The organism is Pseudoduganella sp. GW821-FHT11H04, from assembly GCF_058807935.1.
The window spans coordinates 1-18,034 of the sequence record NZ_JBXARE010000025.1; the positions used below are offsets into that span (position 1 = coordinate 1).

15 protein-coding genes are annotated in these 18,034 nt (G+C 62.4%); 12 read left to right on the forward strand and 3 right to left on the reverse strand.

The window, feature by feature from the left end:
- The first annotated feature begins 83 nt into the window (after positions 1 to 83).
- The 7 genes from AC1RTP_RS27905 (at position 84) to AC1RTP_RS27935 (ending at position 8,486) form a co-directional block, all read left to right on the forward strand.
- Complete coding sequence (locus AC1RTP_RS27905) at positions 84 to 737, forward strand: DUF4142 domain-containing protein (RefSeq protein ID WP_498611906.1); 654 nt, start codon at positions 84 to 86, stop codon at positions 735 to 737.
- Positions 738 to 823: 86 nt separating this feature from the next.
- Complete coding sequence (locus tag AC1RTP_RS27910; protein WP_498611907.1) at positions 824 to 3,544, forward strand: diguanylate cyclase; 2,721 nt, start codon at positions 824 to 826, stop codon at positions 3,542 to 3,544.
- Entirely contained in the window at positions 3,541 to 4,119 is a 579-nt protein-coding gene (locus tag AC1RTP_RS27915) for a DNA-3-methyladenine glycosylase I (protein WP_498611908.1), read from the forward strand. The genes AC1RTP_RS27910 and AC1RTP_RS27915 overlap by 4 nt, the downstream gene beginning before the upstream one ends.
- Positions 4,112 to 5,839: an FAD-dependent 5-carboxymethylaminomethyl-2-thiouridine(34) oxidoreductase MnmC1 gene (gene mnmC1, locus AC1RTP_RS27920; RefSeq protein WP_498611909.1), complete on the forward strand. Its 1,728-nt coding sequence runs from the start codon at positions 4,112 to 4,114 to the stop codon at positions 5,837 to 5,839. Before AC1RTP_RS27915 ends, mnmC1 begins: the two co-directional genes overlap by 8 nt.
- Positions 5,840 to 5,868: 29 nt before the next feature.
- Positions 5,869 to 6,570, forward strand: a complete 702-nt coding sequence (locus tag AC1RTP_RS27925) for a sensor histidine kinase (protein ID WP_498611910.1) — start codon at positions 5,869 to 5,871, stop codon at positions 6,568 to 6,570.
- Positions 6,567 to 8,267 (forward strand): response regulator, encoded by a 1,701-nt coding sequence (locus AC1RTP_RS27930; protein WP_498611911.1) that lies wholly within the window; start codon positions 6,567 to 6,569, stop codon positions 8,265 to 8,267. Before AC1RTP_RS27925 ends, AC1RTP_RS27930 begins: the two co-directional genes overlap by 4 nt.
- 3 nt (positions 8,268 to 8,270) lie before the next feature.
- Positions 8,271 to 8,486: a hypothetical protein gene (locus AC1RTP_RS27935; RefSeq protein ID WP_498611912.1), complete on the forward strand. Its 216-nt coding sequence runs from the start codon at positions 8,271 to 8,273 to the stop codon at positions 8,484 to 8,486.
- Here the strand turns inward: AC1RTP_RS27935 and AC1RTP_RS27940 are convergent.
- Both AC1RTP_RS27940 and AC1RTP_RS27945 read right to left on the reverse strand, forming a co-directional pair.
- Entirely contained in the window at positions 8,483 to 9,139 is a 657-nt protein-coding gene (locus tag AC1RTP_RS27940) for a PhaM family polyhydroxyalkanoate granule multifunctional regulatory protein (RefSeq protein ID WP_498611913.1), read from the reverse strand. The genes AC1RTP_RS27935 and AC1RTP_RS27940 overlap by 4 nt on opposite strands.
- 24 nt (positions 9,140 to 9,163) lie before the next feature.
- Complete coding sequence (locus tag AC1RTP_RS27945) at positions 9,164 to 10,321, reverse strand: low temperature requirement protein A (RefSeq protein WP_498611914.1); 1,158 nt, start codon at positions 10,319 to 10,321, stop codon at positions 9,164 to 9,166.
- Positions 10,322 to 10,408: 87 nt separating this feature from the next.
- Here AC1RTP_RS27945 and AC1RTP_RS27950 point away from each other — a divergent pair, with 87 nt between their 5' ends.
- From AC1RTP_RS27950 to AC1RTP_RS27970, 5 genes are all read left to right on the forward strand, one after another.
- Positions 10,409 to 11,500: a DUF3108 domain-containing protein gene (locus AC1RTP_RS27950; protein WP_498611915.1), complete on the forward strand. Its 1,092-nt coding sequence runs from the start codon at positions 10,409 to 10,411 to the stop codon at positions 11,498 to 11,500.
- A 10-nt stretch (positions 11,501 to 11,510) separates the two neighbouring features.
- On the forward strand, positions 11,511 to 12,263 hold the full coding sequence (locus tag AC1RTP_RS27955; protein ID WP_498611916.1) for a DUF3108 domain-containing protein: 753 nt from the start codon (positions 11,511 to 11,513) through the stop codon (positions 12,261 to 12,263).
- Between the two features lie 142 nt (positions 12,264 to 12,405).
- Positions 12,406 to 13,782: a hypothetical protein gene (locus AC1RTP_RS27960; protein ID WP_498611917.1), complete on the forward strand. Its 1,377-nt coding sequence runs from the start codon at positions 12,406 to 12,408 to the stop codon at positions 13,780 to 13,782.
- Entirely contained in the window at positions 13,775 to 14,494 is a 720-nt protein-coding gene (locus tag AC1RTP_RS27965) for a hypothetical protein (RefSeq protein WP_498611918.1), read from the forward strand. Before AC1RTP_RS27960 ends, AC1RTP_RS27965 begins: the two co-directional genes overlap by 8 nt.
- A 3-nt stretch (positions 14,495 to 14,497) precedes the next feature.
- On the forward strand, positions 14,498 to 17,317 hold the full coding sequence (locus AC1RTP_RS27970) for an ATP-binding protein (RefSeq protein WP_498611919.1): 2,820 nt from the start codon (positions 14,498 to 14,500) through the stop codon (positions 17,315 to 17,317).
- A 71-nt stretch (positions 17,318 to 17,388) separates the two neighbouring features.
- On the opposite strand, the gene AC1RTP_RS27975 is transcribed toward AC1RTP_RS27970, so the two are convergent.
- The gene (locus AC1RTP_RS27975) at positions 17,389 to 17,880 is read right to left on the reverse strand and encodes a hypothetical protein (protein WP_498611920.1); all 492 of its coding nucleotides are present in this window, start codon (positions 17,878 to 17,880) and stop codon (positions 17,389 to 17,391) included.
- Between the last annotated feature and the right edge of the window lie 154 nt (positions 17,881 to 18,034).

The window sequence follows — 18,034 nt, forward strand, 5'->3', positions numbered from 1 at the left end:
AGGCCGGATATAGAACTGCGACTTTCCTCGTCTACGAATCGCTGGAAACACCTTGCAAAAGGGAGGCGTCCATATAGGATGCAATGAACAATTTCACGCGTGTAGCTGTGTTGTCTGCGCTGCTGGGGACCGGCAGCGTCTGGGCGGAAGGTCTCGCTAAAACTGACCAGAAAATGCTGACCGACCTGGCGATGGCCAATATGGCTGAAATCGAAACAGCCAAACTGGCGCTGCAAAAAACGCAGAGCGACAAGGTCAAGAGCTTTGCCCAGCAGATGGTCGACGAACATACCAAGGGACTGGAGGAGGTGCGCAAAGTGGCGTCTGCGCGCAGCGTTGCCCTGCCGACCGAATTGGATGCCAAGCATAAAGCCATGGCCGTCAAGCTGGATAAGTTATCCGGAGACAAATTCGACCGCAGCTATATGGAGCAGGCCGGTGTCCAAGCCCACAAGGATGCGCAGCAACTGGTCTCCAAGACCGAGTCATCCGCCCAGGATAGCGAACTCAAGTCGCTGGCGACGCGCCTGAAGCCAACCATCCACCAGCACTTGAATAATGCCGAGCAACTGAATGCGGCAATCAAGGGCGGCACGACGGCCGGCAGCAGCGGAACGCAAGGCACAAGTGGCCATAGCGACATTCAGCAGGATGAAGCGGGCAACCGCTATCCGGGAACAACCGGTGGTAACAAACCTGATTCGAGTGTTCGTAATCCCAAGCCGGAACGCAAGTAAGCGAGATTTAAGCTACTTGAACAGCGAAAAGTTCGATCGTGCTGTATGATTCTTGGGAGTAACACATATTTCAAGGATATCAAGTAGTGGAATTGTTCGCGCTCGACCAGGAGCTGGCCCAGTGGGAAGCGGAATTGCCCCTTGCGGAGGGAGAATTGCGCGTGAAGCTGTTATTCCGCCTGGCCTGGCACCTGCGTCAGCGTGATGTTGCAAAAGCGGCACAGTACGCCGACGAGGCAAAAGCACTGGCTTTTCTTTTGCCCGCGGCGGAAAGGCGTGTGCTGGCGGCGCGCTGGGAGCTGGTGCGCGCCGAATCATGCTGGCTGTGCGCCGACCTGGACGCAGCGTCGGACATCGCCGAACGGGCAATGCTGGATTTCGCGCGCCTGCACGACCGGCTTGGCGCAGCCGATACCCATGGCCTGCTGGCCTGGATCGCGGTTGACCGCGGCGATTCCGCCGCATGCGAAAACGAACTGGCACTGGCGATCGCCGATGCGCGTGCGGCGGGCGACGCAATGCGCGTCGATATATTCGAAAGCCTGGCTGCACTATTCAGCGTTTTCCGGAACGCGCCGGCAGCCAATGAACGCTGGAGAAACCGCTTCCCGCACGAGCTGGCCGGCCGCCATCCAGTCGTGGCGGGCTGGATATCAGACTACCTTGGAACGGCTGCCTTCCAGGCGGCGGAATTCGGACGCGCCATCAGCCACCTGATCGCCGCTTACGAGGCGGCTCGCATGTCGGGCCAGGTGCGCCGCGCCATCATCCTCGCCACCAATATCGGCAATGCCTTCACCCGCCTGAATGCGCACGACGCGGCGCTGGAATGGATGCAGCGCGGTCTTGCATTGGCGCGGCCAACCGGCTGGCCAATGTGCATCGGCCTGACCCAGATGCAGGCGGCGGAAACGCTGCGCCAGCTTGGCCAGCGTCAGGCCGCCAAAGGCTTGCTGCGCGAATCGCTGCAGATGCTGGCGCCCTTGTCCGGCTCGCGCGCTTTCGTCATGGCGCTGGAATACCAGGGCGACCTGGCGCTCGACCTGGGCGACCATGAGGCAGCCCTGGCCAGCTTCCGCGCATTGGAACAGCGCGGCCATGCCTTGGCGCAGAACGATTTCCAGAGCTGCGCGCGGCGCGGCCAGGCGCATGCGCTGGCGGGCTTGGGGCGGATGGGGGAGGCGCGGGAGGCGGCCATGTCGGCGCTAGCGCTGGCGCGGGAACTGAACGATCCGTTCAGCCAGATTTCGGCGTTGCGCGTGCTGGCGGATATCCACGCGGGCAATGCGCTGTCGGTACTGCAATACCTGCGCGAAGCGCTGGCGATTGCCGCCACCATCGACGGTTACATTTTGCCGGGCGAATTGCTCGATGCGGTGGCGCGCGAATACGCGGCAGTCGGCGACTTTGCGCGCGCTTACGAATTCTCGGTACAGGCCAACGCCGCCCGCGACCGCACGCACAGCCAGGAGGCGACCAACCGCGCCATCGCCATGCAGGTGCAACACCAGACAGAATGCGCGCAGACAGAGGGCGAACACCATCGCCAGCTTGCCGCCGCTGAAGCCGAGCGCGCGGAAGTGCTGGCCCAGACCAGCGCCACGCTGAGCCATCTCTCCGCCATCGGCCAGGAAATCACCGCGCAGCTGGATGCATCGGCCGTGTTCCGCGCGCTCGATCGCCACGTACATGGCTTGCTGGATTCGACGCACTTCTCGATCTTCCTGTTGCAGCCGGATCGCGACTACCTGCACTGCGCCTTTGGCGTTGAAATGGGGCTGCCGCTGCCGCCGGTGCAAATTGCGCTATCCGACGAGAACTTCAACACGGCGCGCTGCGTTCGCGAGCGCCGCGAAATCCTGATTGAGATCGAAGACAAATCCGATACGCCGAACCTGATTCCCGGCACGCTGCCGACCCTGACGCTGCTGTTTGCGCCGCTGACTATCGGCGAGCGCGTGCTGGGCGTGATGACGGTGCAGTCCATGCTGCCGCGCGCTTACGGTGAACGCGAACGACTGATTTTCCGTACCCTGTGCGCATACGGCGCCATTGCGCTGGATAACGCAGCGGCCCAGGCGCAGCTGCTGGAAAAGAACCTGGAGCTGGAGCGCGCTTACAAGGCGCTGGAAGACGTGAGCCTGACCGACCAGCTGACCGGCCTGCGCAACCGCCGCTTCTTCCTGCAGCACGTGGAATCGGATGTGGCGCTCAGCCTGCGCGGCTACGACGGACTGGCGGTTGGTGACGATCCTGCAACGGATCGCGACCTGGTGTTCTACATGGTCGACCTGGACCACTTCAAGGAGGTCAACGATCGCTATGGCCACGCGGCGGGCGATTCGGTGCTGGTGCAGATGAAGGACCGCCTGCGCGAAGTGTTCCGTGAATCGGACTATCTTGTGCGCTGGGGCGGCGAGGAATTCCTGGTGCTTGCGCGTGCTACGGACCGCAGCGGCGCGCATGTGGTGGCGGAGCGGATCCGCCAGGCGGTGTCCTCGCGCGGCTTCCTGCTGCCGGATGGGACGCAGCTGGCGCGCACCTGCTCGATAGGCTTTGCATGCTATCCCTTCCTGCCTTCGCAGCCGCGGCTGATGTCCTGGTCGCAAGTGGTGGAGCTAGCGGACATGGGGCTGTACATCTCCAAGCATTCCGGGCGCGATGCCTGGACGTCGCTGCAGGCCACCGATGCTGCGCATCCGCAGGAACTCTTCGCACGACTGGTGCATCAATTGAGCGAATGCGTTGAGCGCGGAGAGGCGCGACTTGTGACCAGCCTGGGAGAGCGCACTATAATCTGTCCATGAGCATACATCGCTGTTCCTGGGCCAATCCAAACAATCCACGTTATATCGCCTACCACGACCAGGAGTGGGGCGTTCCTTGCCGCGACGAGCTGCGCCTGTTCGAGATGCTGAACCTCGAAGGCGCGCAGGCGGGCTTGAGCTGGGAGACCATCCTCAATAAGCGCGAGAACTATCGCGCGGCGTTCGATGGCTGGGACGCACGCAAGATTGCTACCTACGACGAAGACAAGATCGCAGCGCTGCTTGCTGATCCTGGCATTGTGCGTAATCGCTTGAAGGTGAATGCCGTCGTCACCAATGCGCGTGCCTACCTGCGACTGCTTGAGGAGGGCGGGAGCCTGTCTTCGCTGCTCTGGGCATACGTCGGAGGCAAGCCGATTGTGAACCGCATTGTTGCGCAGGGCGACCGCCCGGCGCGTACCGAGCTTTCGGACCGCATCTCGAAGGACCTGGCCAAGCGCGGCTTCAAGTTTGTCGGGTCGACGATTATTTACGCCTACATGCAGGGCATCGGCTTGGTGAACGACCATGACCTTGCGTGTTTCCGCCACAAGGAGTGCAAGAAAGGTGGCTGATTCCCGCCACGTCGTCCTCGACACCGCCTTCGGCAGCGGCGCACAGTTGCTCGCAACCCTCACGCGCCTTCGAACCACCGCCTCCGGGCGCCATCTGCATTACCTCGCGATCTCGCCATCCGTCCCTTCTGTGGCGACATTGGGCGCGCTGGCAGAGACCGTCCCCGGTCTCGTTGCGCAATGGCCGGTCGATGTGCCAGGCCTCCACCGCTTGCACCTGCCTTCCAAGCGCCTGACGTTGGACCTGCTGGTCGGCCCCATCGGTGCATGGCCGCCGGAAATTGTCGCCCGCGTGGACGAATTCATCATTCCCGAGCCTCTGGATCAGATTCGCACTTTGCAGCGTCTGGCGATGCCCGCCTCCATCTTGCGCATTCGCCAGCCGGACGAACAAGCATTGCGCTCCCTGCGTGCCGCAGGCTTCAGCGTGGAAGGGGAAGGTGAAGCGGACGGATGGCAGCGTGCGATCTACACCAGCCGCAAGCCGCAACCGCCCCGCGCGCCAGAGCCGGAGCGCCGCGCCATCGTCATCGGCGCCGGAGTAGCAGGCAGCGCAGCCTGCGAACGCCTGGCCGCACGCGGCTGGCAAGTCACCCTGATCGAGCGCCATGAAAGCCCCGCGCAGGAAGCATCCGGCAACCGTGCCGGCATCTTCATGCCTCTGCTCTCGAAAGACGACAACATTCCAACCCGCCTCACGCGCGCAGCCTACCTGTACGCCCAGCGCGCGTGGCGAAACCTCGGCGGCATCAGTCCGCGCGCGCCGGGCGCCGGTGTCGACGCGGCCCCGGGCGAGCCAACGATCCGCGGCGACCAGTGCGGCGTGCTGCAACTTGCGCGCGACGCCGAACACGCGCAGTTGCAGAAAGAAGTCGTCGACACCTGGCAATACCCCGGGCAATACGTCCGCTGGCTCGACGCCAGCGAGGCAAGCGCCATGCTCGGCGCAACGACGCCGTATGGCGCCTGGCACTTCCCGCAAGGCGGCTGGGCCACGCCCGCCACCGCCTGCCGCGCCATGCTGCAAGCCTGCGGCGACAAGCTGCACCGCATCTTCCACGCCGAAGCCCTGCGCCTCGAACGCGCAGAGGAAGGCGACTGGCGTGTCTTGTCGGACGGCGGCAGCTTGCTGGCCAGCGCCCCAACCGTCATCATCGCCAACGGCGCCGGCGCCACAGACCTCGAACAAGCACGCGAGCTGCCCCTGTACACCATGCGCGGACAGGTCACCCATCTGGCCGAAGGCAGCTTCCCAAGCCTGCCGATGGTGGTCTGCAGGGAAGCCTATATGACGCCATCGGTCGAAGGCATCATCAGCGTTGGCGCCACCTACGACAAATCCGATGACCGCCAACTCTGGCAATCCAGCCAGGACGAAAACCTGCAGCGTGCTGAAGAAATCCTCGGCAGCCCACACGCAGCGGGCACCCCGCTGCAAGGCCGCGTAGGCTTCCGCACCATGGCCCCCGACCGCCTGCCGCTGGTCGGTCAACTCCCTGACAGTACAAGCGAAGGCCGCGCTGAACGCTTGCGCGATTTGCCGCGCCACCAAGGCCTGCACACGCTGCTCGGCTATGCCAGCCGAGGCCTCATCTGGGCCCCGCTCGCAGCGGAAATCCTGGCCTGTCAACTGGAAGGCGAACCCCTTCCCGTCGAAGCAACACTTGCCGCCGCACTCGACCCCGGACGCTTCCTGCTCAAGCATCGCCGCAAGCTATAATGGTCTCCTATCCAACGGCTGGAGAATCCATGGAAGACCGCGCCGGCTCGCCAGAGCTGTTCATGTTCCTCGCCTCCACGGTGCACGACATGAAGAATTCCATCAGCGTGCTGTCTGGCACACTGGAGAACCTGCTTGTGCAGGCCGAGGATTCCGCGCAAGACAATCCAGCCTATCCGCAGATGGCGCAAATGCTGTACCAGACCAAGCGCCTGAACGACCACCTGATCCAGCTACTTGCGCTCTACAAGGAAGTTGGCCGCCCCAATTACCCATTCGACCCGACGCCAGTGCGCGTCAGCGAATTGGTTGACCAACTGGCTGCCCAGCAGCGCGTGCTGCTGCAATCGAAAAGCATCCAACTCGATATCGAATTCCCGCGCGAGCTGATTTGGACGCTGGATGAAGACCTGGTGCTAGGCCTGCTGGCGCATGCGATCAACAACGCCGTGCGCTACACGCGCGACCGCATTGCGCTGATCATCAGCGAGCACGATGGCCTGCTCGAAGTACGAGTCGAAGACAATGGCGACGGCTTCCCACCCAATATGCTGGAAGCAGGCAGGCTGATTGGGCAGGGCATCAACTTCCTGACCAATAGCAGCGGCCTTGGCCTGTACTTCGCCAGCGAGGTCGCCAAATCCCATAAACACCGCCAGCGCCAGGGCAGCATCGCGCTGGAAAACGGCGGCGCGCTGGGTGGCGGCTGCTTTATCCTGCGCCTGCCATGAACGCGCCGGCCCCGGAAAAAGCGCAAGAGGTCAACTGGGCCGAAAAGCGCTACTTGATCGTCGACGATTTTGTCGGCATACGCCAATTGCTGCGTGAAGCCTTGCGCAGCCTGGGCGCGCGCCACATCGACCAGGCGTCGAGCGGCGGTGAAGCAATGGGCCTGCTGGCGCGCTTGCAGTACGACGTGATCCTTTGCGACTTCAACCTGGGGGATGGCAAGAACGGCCAGCACGTGCTGGAAGAAGCCCGCATCCGCAACCTGCTGATGCCAAGCTGCGTGTGGCTGATGGTCTCCGCCGAAAAGAGCGTGGAAGCCGTGATGGGCGCCGCCGAGCATCAGCCCGACGCCTACCTGCTCAAGCCTATCACCGAAGGCGTGCTTCTTACTCGGCTGAACCGCGCCTGGCAGCGCAAGCAGGTGTTCCAGGACATTGACCAGGCCTACCTGGAAAAGGATTACCTGCGCGCCGCGCGACTATGCAGCGAAGCCGCTGCGGACAACAAGCTCCATGAACTCGACCTGCAGCGTATGCGCGCCACGCTTCTGCTGAAGGCTGGCGAACCGGAACAGGCACGCCAGGTCTACGAAAAAGTGCTGCAGGAGCGCGACTACAACTGGGCGCGCACCGGCGTAGGCAAGATCCGCATGGCTAACGGCGATAACGAAGCGGCGCGCCAAATGTTCGCAGGCGTGATCGCCGAGAACCGCTTTTACCTGGACGCTTACGACCAGCTCGCGAAGTCGTTGCACAACATGGGCCGCGTCGAAGAATCCTGCGAAGTGCTGGAGCGCGCCGCCAGGATGTCGCCCAATTCGGTTCTTCGCCAGCGTGCGCTCGGCTCGGCCGCGCTCAAGCTGGGGAATATTCCGTTGGCCGAACGGGCTTTCCGAAAATGCCTGCAAGTCGGCGAGTACTCGATCATGAAAACTGTGGACGCCTATTTCGGCCTGGCGCGCGTGCTGGGACAGAAGAACGACGCCAAGGAAGCCTTGCTGTTGCTGGCTGCCGTCCAGCGCGACTTCTCCGGACGGCTGGTGGAACTGCGCACGAAGATCACCGAAGGCCTGGTGTATCACGAGAGCGGCGACTATCGCCGCGCACGCAAGTCCGGCGATGAGCTGGAAGAAATGCTGAAGGAAGACGACGAACGGCCTGATACTGCGACCTGCCTGGAAATGGCCACGCTGCTGTTCGCTGTCGGCGTGAAAGACGCTCCGGTGGAGTTGCTGTGCTATGTGGTGCGCAATAACGACGAGAACACCGTCATCCACGACGAAGTGCAGCGCATCTTCGAAAAAGCCCGCATGGGTGAGGAAGGCGCGGCGCTAATCAACACCGCCCGCCGCGAAGCATCGGAGATGATGAACAAGGGCGTACTGCTGTGGAAGTCGAACAAACTGGATGACGCCGTAGCCTGGATGCGAGAAGCGCGTCGCGGCCTGCCGGACAATATGAGGATCCTGTTCAACTCCGCACAGATCCTGATCTCCCATATGCAGGCCAGGGGCTACGACGAAGCCTTGATGAATGAAGCAAATGAAGTGTTGATGCACGTTGACCGGATCGCGCCGGGCCAGCAGCGCTTTGCCCAGCTGATCGAGCAGTTGCAGAAGTTGATTCCCGGCCGGATGTCGGCGGAAGAAATCGAAGCTGAACTGACGGCCGCCATAAATGATGACCACGACAAGGAGTGATCCATGCGCGATATCGCCAAAGAGGTCTATAACAAAATGAAAGTAGGGGGAGCTGCCTGGATTCGCCCGGTCAGCGCCAAGGGCGACACCCTTCAATCGTTCCAGGCCGCGCACGATGCGGCCAAAGCTCTGGAAAATGAAGGCTTGATCAACATCATGAAGGTACAGCGCGATGAGGATGGCCTGGTCGAGGCCATCCGCATTCAAAAACTGAATTAAGGTTTAGGCGGCGTTTTCGGGGCGCGCTTGGCTGCTGGCTTGCGTGCCGCTGGTTTGGCGGCAGGCTTGCCGGCGTCGTGTGCGGCGCCATTTTTCGCGGCAGTTGGCTTGGCGATCGGGTCGGTCGCCATGGCCGTGTTGACGGCTTGCGTAAACTGCTCTTGCAGCAGGTTCCACCAGGCGGCCGGATTGGCCATCTGGTTGGCCGCAGTGCTGGCGGTGTCGCCAGCAGGCTTTGCGGCATCGGCCGGCTTGGCGTCGGCCTTGGCTTCAGGCTTTGCTTCCGGCTTGGCCGCTTCTGCAGGCTTGGCTTCCTTCGGCTTGCCCACGTTCGCGAACGGATCGTGGTGCGGCTGCTGCATGCTCGCCGCCAGCGACTGTCCCATCGACTTCAGCGCCGCGATGGTGCCGCGCTGTACTTCCAGCGCCTGGATGCTCGAGCGCAGCATGGTGGCGTTCAGGTTGAGCCAGGACTCGACGGCCTTCAGCTCACTGATTTTCTTGTCCAGGTCATCCACCGACAGTGTCGGGGCGGCGATGCCGGGAATACCGATGCCTGGCACGCCCATGCTGCCCCACAGGGATTTGACGAAGTCCAGCGTATCCGTCATCACTGCAGCGCCGGGAATGTGAGGCATTTGTGGATTGCTCATAGCGGGTCTCCGAGGGTTGAACGTTTAGCGTAGCACACAGCTCTCCCACACAGCAACGAACAGCAGCACCAGGACGCAGCCTATCGTCGCCAGCACCGGCGAAAGATGCAGCGCCGCAGCCAGTGCGCCCAGCACCAGCAGCAGCGCAACGCCGATCAGGTGCGACAGTGGTGGCCAGGCGCGCGTATGGGCCAGCCATTTGAACAGGGCCAGTCCGCTCAGGAAGAGCAGCGGACCGCCGACGATGGCGAGCATCGCCGCCGTGTCGCCATGCCAGGGATGGCTCAGCACCAGCTCATCGCCCACTGCGCCGACGATGATGCCGGCCACGATAGGAATGTGCAGGTAGGTGTAGTTGTTGCGGGCGTGGCGGCCAGGGGTTTGCGAATGGACGATGCGGTGATGGCCCTGTTCCAGTCCGTGGTCAAAGTATAGCCACCACATCAGGATCGAGCCAACCACGGCCAGCACGAACGCGGACACGGTCACCAGCTCGAACGTCAATTCGGCGAAGGTGGCGCCGGTCACCAGCAGCGATTCGCCCAGCGCGATGATGATGAAGAGGGCGCAGCGCTCCGCCATATGGCTGCCGTCCACATTCCAGTCGGCCAGGGAGGAGCGGCCAAGGCCCGGCACAAAATAGAACAGCATGGGCGCAGCCAGGTCCACGGCCAGTGCGGCCAGCCACCACGCCATGCGCGATTCCGGAACGGCTAGTCCCCCCAGCAGCCAAAGCATGCCACTGCCGCCAACCCAGATGCTGATGCGCACGAAATTAAGGCGCAAGGAGGCGCCGTCTTCGCCACGGCAAGCGGCCAGCATGGCCAGGGTCCGGCCCAATTGCTGCAGCATGATCGAGGCGCCGAACAGCCAGCCAAGGTCCGTGAAGGCGCGCGGGATCGAGACCGACATCAGCAGGCCCGCCACCAGCAGGGCAAACAGGGCGGCGCGCACGGTCTTCTTCTCCGGGTCGAACCAGTTGGTGGCCCAGACGGTATAGATCCAGACCCACCAGGTGGCCATGAACAGCAGGCCGACTTGCAGCGCACCTTGCGCGTCGAGATTTTTTAACAAGGTGTGGGACAGTTGGGTAACGGCGAAAACGAACACAAGATCGAAGAACAGCTCGACCATGCCGACCTTGCCGGAATCGGCGTGGCCGCGCTGGCGCAAAAGGGACATCGGGACTCCTTATCAAAATATCCAGCAAATTATGCCATTGAGGGTCGTGTCAGCGGAATCGGGGGGCTGCACGTTAAACTATCGCCTATGACAATCGTTACTTTTCCCCGCCACCGCCGCCGCGTAGTCGCCATTTGCGCCGCCACGGTGGTGCTGCATTTCGTGACGATTAACTGGGTCAGCGGCCGCATTGGCGCGGCAGAGCGCGAGAGTGACGCGGAAAAGGACATCGTCAAGGCGGACTTGCGCCTGGCGCCCCCGCCGCCACCCGAAGTGAAGGCCGAAACGCCGCCGCCCAAACCCAAGCCGCGCAAAGCGCCAAAGGCGCCGAAGCCGGCCGCGCCGCCGCCCGAAACGGTGGCCGCCGTGACCGATCCCGCTGCGGTCGAGACGCAAGCGTCGGCATCGGCCGGGCCGGAAACCACAGCAGCGGCCAGCCAGGCGGACGCCGCGCCCGCGCCAGCGGCAGTAGAATCACCGCAACCGGAACCCGCGGCGCCGCCACCTGCGCAAGGGCGCTGGAAGGTCGCTTTGCCGCCATCCGCCAAGTTTGAATATGACGTCAAGCGCAAGGACGCCGACGGCACCAACTGGAGCGGTTCGGCCAATATTGGCTGGCAGCAGGATGGCGCCAGCTATAAAGCCACGCAGGATGTCGGCGTGAGTATCGTGTTCGCACGAATCAACCTGCTGCAGGTGAGCAGCGAAGGCAGCATCAACGAATTCGGCATCGCGCCGACGACGTTCAACGAAAAGCGCCGCAACCGTTCCGCCACCGCCACCCACTTCAACCAGCAGGACCAAAAGATCACGTTCTCCGCCAACGAGCGCGCGATCGCTTTGATGGCAGGCGCGCAGGACCGCGCCACTGTGCTGTTCCAACTGGCCGGCATCGGCCGCGCGGATGTCAACCAGTATGGAAAGGACATGGACATCCTGGTCGGCGAAGACCGCGACGCCGTGGTGTACCGCTTCCAGCTGATAGGCGAAGAAGAAGTTGACACGAAGATGGGCAAGCTGCTGACCTGGCACCTGGCCCGTCCACCGAAGCCCGGCAGCTACAACGCCCGGCTGGATATCTGGCTGGCGCCGAGCCAGGAATGGTATCCGGTCCAGATCCGCAATACGGAAGGCAATGGCGCCGTCACCACCCAAACAGTTACCAGCATTATCAAGTAAGGAAAAGAATATGCGTCGAACCCTGACCATCCTCGCCCTGGCTGCCGCAAGCACCTTCGCCAGCGTGACGGCCAGCGCAAAGGCCGCCGAATACCCTGTGGCCAAGCGCGCCTCCAGCCTGCCGCCTGCGGCCGACCTGTCCTATGTGGTGCGCGGCAGCAGCCACGGTATCCCGCTCATGGGCACCGGTGTCATCAGCTGGAGCCATGGCGACGGCCAGTATGCGCTGCGTACCGAAGCGCGTTCCGGCCTGTTCGGCAAAGTGATCGACCAGCGCAGCGAAGGCCTGGTGGACGAATACGGCCTGGCCCCGGTCACTTATTATGAAAAACGTATCCGTAGGGACCCGACCACCACCCGCTTCGACCGCAGCGAACGCCGCATCGAGTTCGAAGATGGCAAGAACAGCCACGCCATCCGCGGCGGTGAGCAAGACCGCAGCAGCGTGGCATGGCAGCTGGCGGTCCTGGCCCGCGCCACCCCGGACAAATTCACGCCCGGCAGCGATTGGACCTTCTATGTCGCCGGCCGCAAAGACGGCGCGCCCTGGACCTTCCGCGTAGTCGGCAGCGAAACTATGGAGAGCGGCGGTCTCGGCGACATCAAAGTCCTGCACTTCGCCCGCAAGCCGGTAGCGGGCAACGACCAGGACGTCGACATCTGGCTAGCCCCAGGCCTGGATTGGTACCCAGCCCGCATCCTGTTCAAGGAAGAAAATGGTGATTCCTTCGAGCAAGTCCTAGAGAAAGTCAACCGAAAATAGCCACACCCGGCCTGTTATACTGGCGGCCCAGCTAAAAATGTCCACCTTGGGGTCAGGAACGATGCGGGACATTCTTTCGAGAATGTCCGCTTTGGTTCCTGACCCCAAGGTGGACATTTTTGGTGCATGTTGATGGAGTGTAATGATTGACTTAATGGCAAGTGCGGCCCTGGCCGACACCAACCCGACTGAGCAAGAGCAGCAGGATGTCCTGCAGGCCCACTTCCAGCCCCACATTTCCGCCGATGAGATCGAGCAGGTCTATCACCTGAAGCGCGCCCAGCCGCTGCTGCAGGTGTTTACGGCCTTGTTCCACGGCGGCTTCGAGGGGGTGCTGGTGCGCCTGCTCGTCTTGCGCGAACTTGCCAATGACACAACTTCGTCTGCGTTTTCGCGCGCCGATATCAACACGCGCCTGGCCTACCTGCTGCCGGAGAGCCTGGAAACGGTGCTGAACCGCCTGCGCTCCAACGGCTTGCTGGCCTGGGATGCGCAGCAGTCCGTCTACCGTGTCACGCCGATGGCGCGCAATGTGCTGGCTTCCATCGACAGCCTGCTGGCCCTGGCCGCGCCTGACGACGATGCCGAAATGGGCTTCCTGCTGTCGCAGGTCGCCGGCGCCCAAGCCGTAGGCGGCGTCACCACCGAGCAGTTGCAGCACTTGCTGGGCCGCTTGGTCGACCTGACCGAAGAATTCCGCGACGCCATCGCGTCCGGTTCCGAATTCCGCCTGCGCGAATCGCAGGCAAAGTGGCACCAGGCCTGCGATTGGGTTGAAAAGGGCTCCGAGATCCTGCGTGCCATTACTACCGACGAAAATGCGGATAGCGCCACCCACCGCGCGGCGCAGGCGATCGGCCGCGCCCAGTCGCAGCTGCTGAATATGCAGGGCATGTTCTCGCGCGCGCTGAACCAGATCGAGCGCCAGCGCGTGCACCTGGGTCAGTCCGGACTTTCCACTACCGATATCAAACGCTGGCTGCTGGCGCACGAGGACCTTTCCTCGCTGGCGCTGGACGCCATCGACCAACCGGTGAAACCGCTGTTCATCACGCCTGCCGAGATGATCGACGTCGCCGAGACAGAATTAATGACAGAACGTGCTAATAACAATGGGCTCAATAGCCTGCCTACCGGCCAGGATGCGCCGACCACGATCAACGACAGCCCTGCGATGCAGAAGGAACTGGACGACTGGCTGGCCCGCCTGTCCGACTTCGCGCAGCTGAACAACTTCCCGTCCGTGGCCGAAGAGTCGCCGCGCGAAGTGAAAGTGCATGAAGCGCTGCTGCCTGCGTCCTTCGCCCTGGCGTCCTACCGCGCTTCCATGTTGCCGCTGCTGGGCGATGAAGCCGAAGCTTCGATGCAGGGTACTACCGCCGACCTGGCGCGCCTGCCGGTGCGCTTCGCGCCGCAGGATGAAATGGTGCAGCTGCCGGACCTGGAGATCGCCGCCATGTCCCTGGCCGCGCTGACCCTCGAATTAGACAAGAAAGAAAGCGGCAAGTCCGATGAGTGACGATTCCCAAATCCTGATCGCGCGCCTGATCGCGCACCAGACCCTGCGCCGCGACGACAAGATGATCAAGCGCGCCCTGTCGGACGAATTGTTCCGCGCCGATGTCGATGCGCGCCTGGCTGCCTGCGGCATGAAGCTGCTGGATAACGTCTATGCCGACCATGTGACCCTGGCCCTGCACCGCAATATCGAACCGAAGGTGTTCGGCGCGCGCGACACCTGGCAGAACAATAATTTCGGCTTGGCGCGCGACGGGGTGGCCTTGCTGGTCGTGCTGTGGGCACTGATCATCCTGCCCAAGCGCGAGCGTCAGGAAACCCACCAGGCGGCGGACGACGACCAGAACGATATGTTCGGTAACGACAAGCCCGTGCCGCGCGCGGAAGATACTTCCATCGGCATCCCTTACAAGGCCCTGCTGGCCGACTTCGGCGACAAGCTTGGCAAGAAGACCCGCATGGACATGAACCTCGGCATTCTGGGCAAGCTTGGTTTCATCGAGCGCCGTGGCGAGATCATCGTAGAAGGCCCGCTGCTGGACTTGCTGATGGATACCGACCTGCTGAAAGAGCGCATCATCAACGGCGCCCTGGCCGACGTGTTCAAGCGCGCCCCGGCGCAGATCGTGCACATCCCGCGCGAAGTGCTGGCCGCCGCCAACGACGCCGAGCCGACGCCTGCGGCCAACGAAGAAACTCCAACGGAAGAATAATCGATGTTCCAAATCAAATCCCTTGAGCTGGTCCACTGGGACTACTGGCAGCGCATCAAGAACATTCCGCTGGATGCAAAGATCATCACCATCGCGGGCCAGAACGGTTCCGGCAAGACTACCTTGCTGGACGCGCTGCGCACGCTGTTCGGCCTCGATTGCTCGATGGGCCGTACCTACAAGCATTACGCCCGCCACAGCGGCCAGCAGACCGCCTGGCTGCGCGCCGTGGTGGACAACAAGCCGCAAGGCAAGCAGCTGTCCAACCGTCCGTTCCGCAGCAGTGGCTTCTTCGCCGAAGATGAAGTAACCCTGTTCTGCCAGGTACAGAAAAACGGCGGCGACTGGAAGCGCCAGTACCTGATGCGTCCCGGTAACGTGGACATCGAAGAAGTCACCGAAGCCAATGACTGGCTCGGCGTTGAGAACTACCGTAAGCGCCTGGCCAACGCCGGCCTGTCGCAAGCCATGTCCAAAGTGCTGGCGCTGGAGCAGGGCGAAACCGACAAGCTGTGCGAATACGCGCCGCGCCAGTTGCTGGACCTGGTGTTCCAGGTGTTCGGCGACAAGGAAGTGCTGGATGCCTACGACGAGGCGAAGCGCCACCAGCGCGACACCGAAGAAGAACTGAAGCGCTTCGAGGCCGAACTGGAAGGTTCCAAGACCAACCTGGAAGGCTTGCGCCTGCGCGTAGCCAACTACCACCAGTGGGAAACGCTGCACAAGGAACGCCGCAACCTGCAGGAAGAAGTGCTGCCATCGCTGGAATACCACGAGGCGCGCGAGAAGTCCGCCAACGTCAGCCGCCAGCTGCGCGAAGCGCGCAAGCCCCTGGCGCAAGCCGACCAGCTGCTGGCAGACAAGCGCGGCGAAGTAGCCAAGCAGGCCAAGGCCCTGCAGGACGCGCAGCAGCAGGAAACCCTGCTGGAGCAGGAGCAGACCGCGCTGACTTCGCGCCTGAACCTCATCAACGGCAAACTGAAGCCGCTGGAATCGCTGGCCGAACAGAAGTCCCGCCTGCAGAAGCTGGCCGCAGAATCCGGCGCCGACGTGGCCGATGCCGCTGCGCAGCTGGAAGCCAAGGAAAGCGAGCTGCTGAAGCTGCGCTCGCAGCGCGACGCCGTGTCCAACCGCATCGCACAGGATAAGGCCACTATCAACGCGCTGTCGGGCAAGGCCGCCATGCCGGAGCCGGACAATGTGCGCGCCATGCGCCGTGCGCTGAACGACGCGGGCATCCCGCACGCCATGCTGTCGGATATCGTCGAAGTGACCGATCCGAAGTGGCAGGGCGCAGTGGAAGGTGTGCTGGGCGGCTACGCCTCCGTGGTGCTGTTGGAGCGCTCGTCCGATGCTTCCTCGGCCTACCGCCTGGCGGAAAAAGAACGCTATCGCCACTTCATCGTGCCCGATTGCGTGAAGGCCCACGAGCCTAAGAATCAAAGCCTGCTGTCGGTGGTGAAGTTCAGCGGCCTGGCGCCGGAATGGCTGATCGACCAGCTGTCGCGCATCACCCGCGTGGAGTCGGTGGAGGACGGCGCAAAGCTGGGCAATATCGAAGAATGGATCACGCCAGAGGCCTACCACAAGGAACGCCGCGGTGGCCGCTCGCTGTTCGTGGAAGCATCGCGCTACCGCTTCGGCTCGGCAGGTAAGACTTCGCGTATGGATGCAATCCAGAAGAACCTGCCGAACCTGGAAGCAGAGGAAGACAAGTACACGCTGCAGATTTCCAAGCTGGCCTCCGAGACCTCAGCGCTCAAATCGCGCCTGGCCGGCGTGGATGCAGTGAAGGAGCTGTCCGCCCGTACCGAGGAATTCGATGAAGCCGCACGCACCGCCGTGCCGCTGCGCGCCGAGCGCCTGGAAGTGGGTTCCCGCCTGGGCGAGCTGCAAGGCCTGATGAAGAACGCCACTGTGGCGCGCACCAAAGCCGACACTTCGTGGCAAGGCGCCCGCATGTCGCTGTCCGAAGCGGAAGCCGGCATGCGCCTGAACTTCAAGCGCCAGATGGAACAGCGCTCCGACCACGCACGCGCCATGCTGGCGCTGCGCCGCCAATGGCGCCACCTGCCGGGCGCGTGGCGCCGTCCTGCGCGCCGCCTGGCGCTCGTGCAGCAGCACCAGAACGCGCACCAGGTCGACCTGCGTATCGCCAGCCTGCAATCCTCGCTGGCGCGCGACGACTGGGAGCTGGATGCGACCGTGATCGACCAGTACGCGCGCTTGAACGAGCAGCTGTCGAACCGCAAATCCGAAACCGAAGAACGCCGCTACCAGAACAACCGCGCGATCGAAGCGACCGCCAATGCGCGCGGCGCCTACATCGAGCGCCTGCGCTACACGATCAAGTCCTACTCGTCGAACATCAAGGAACTGGGTGCCCTGGCCAACATCGACGTGCACGTCGAGCCGGTCAAACTGGAGAACGACGACCTGCTGCTGTCGCAAGCGGGCCTGCAGGTGCGCTTCAAGTTCGACGGCAAGGGTCCGATCGGCCTGAACGACGGCGAAGCGTCCGGCGGCCAGCAGGTGATGAAATCGCTGGTGCTGTTGATTGGTTTGCTGAAGTCGGAAGATGGTTCCGGCGGCTTCGTGTTCATCGACGAACCGTTCGCCCACCTGGACATCCGCAACATCCAGCTGGTCGGCGAGTTCCTGAAGAACACCGATGCGCAGTACCTGATGACGACGCCGCTGACCCACAACACGGACGTCTACGATCCTTCCGACCTCACGCTCATCACGAGCAAGAAAAAGAAGGATACCCAGTGGGCGCAGCCGATCTTCGTGCTGCAACGGCGCCAGGCCGCCGCAGCGTAGGGGGCTGGCATGTCGCGAGTCATGGCGCAGCCATGTCTCGTGGCGTGCCTGACCCCACGGTTTTAAGTTGATTAAGCCGCTTCTTTGGAGCAGGCGCCGAGGATGGCGTCGAGCTCCTTCTTCAAGGCTAGTGCCACTGGCCGTCCACGAATGCGGTTCACCATCTCGAAGAAGGTGATCCGCATCGCTTTCAAATCTTCCAGCGTTTGTGCAGCTTCGAGCTTGGCTTGCAGGACTTGTCCACGCAAGCCCAAAGTCGGCTCGATCGTACGCGTATAAAAGTCGTGCGCTTGTTGATACTGCGCAGCGAGTTCCTGTTCGGTTGGCGGAACCGGAACAGCTTGCGGTGGAGGCGGTGCTTCGCCTTCTTCGATGAAACCTAGTGCCAGCAGTTCCTGCACGGCGCTGGCATCCAGCCCGAGTCCGGTCACTTTCGGCAACAACTCTTCCATTGGGTGGCGGCCATCAATCATTACCAGCAGGGTACGCATACGGGACTGCAATCCGTGAGTGCGCGCCGTGATCTCCTCACGGCCCTTGTCGGTCTTATTGTAAGTCGTCATAAGAATATTTCCTCATGGCAATCATTTTTGTGTGATTTTAGAATACACGACCTTTAGGTAATTGACATCATCCAAAATTTGGTCTTTAATTTCTGTAACGACAGAAATAAATGAAAAATAACACAAATCAACAAATATTCATTCTGAAAGCGTT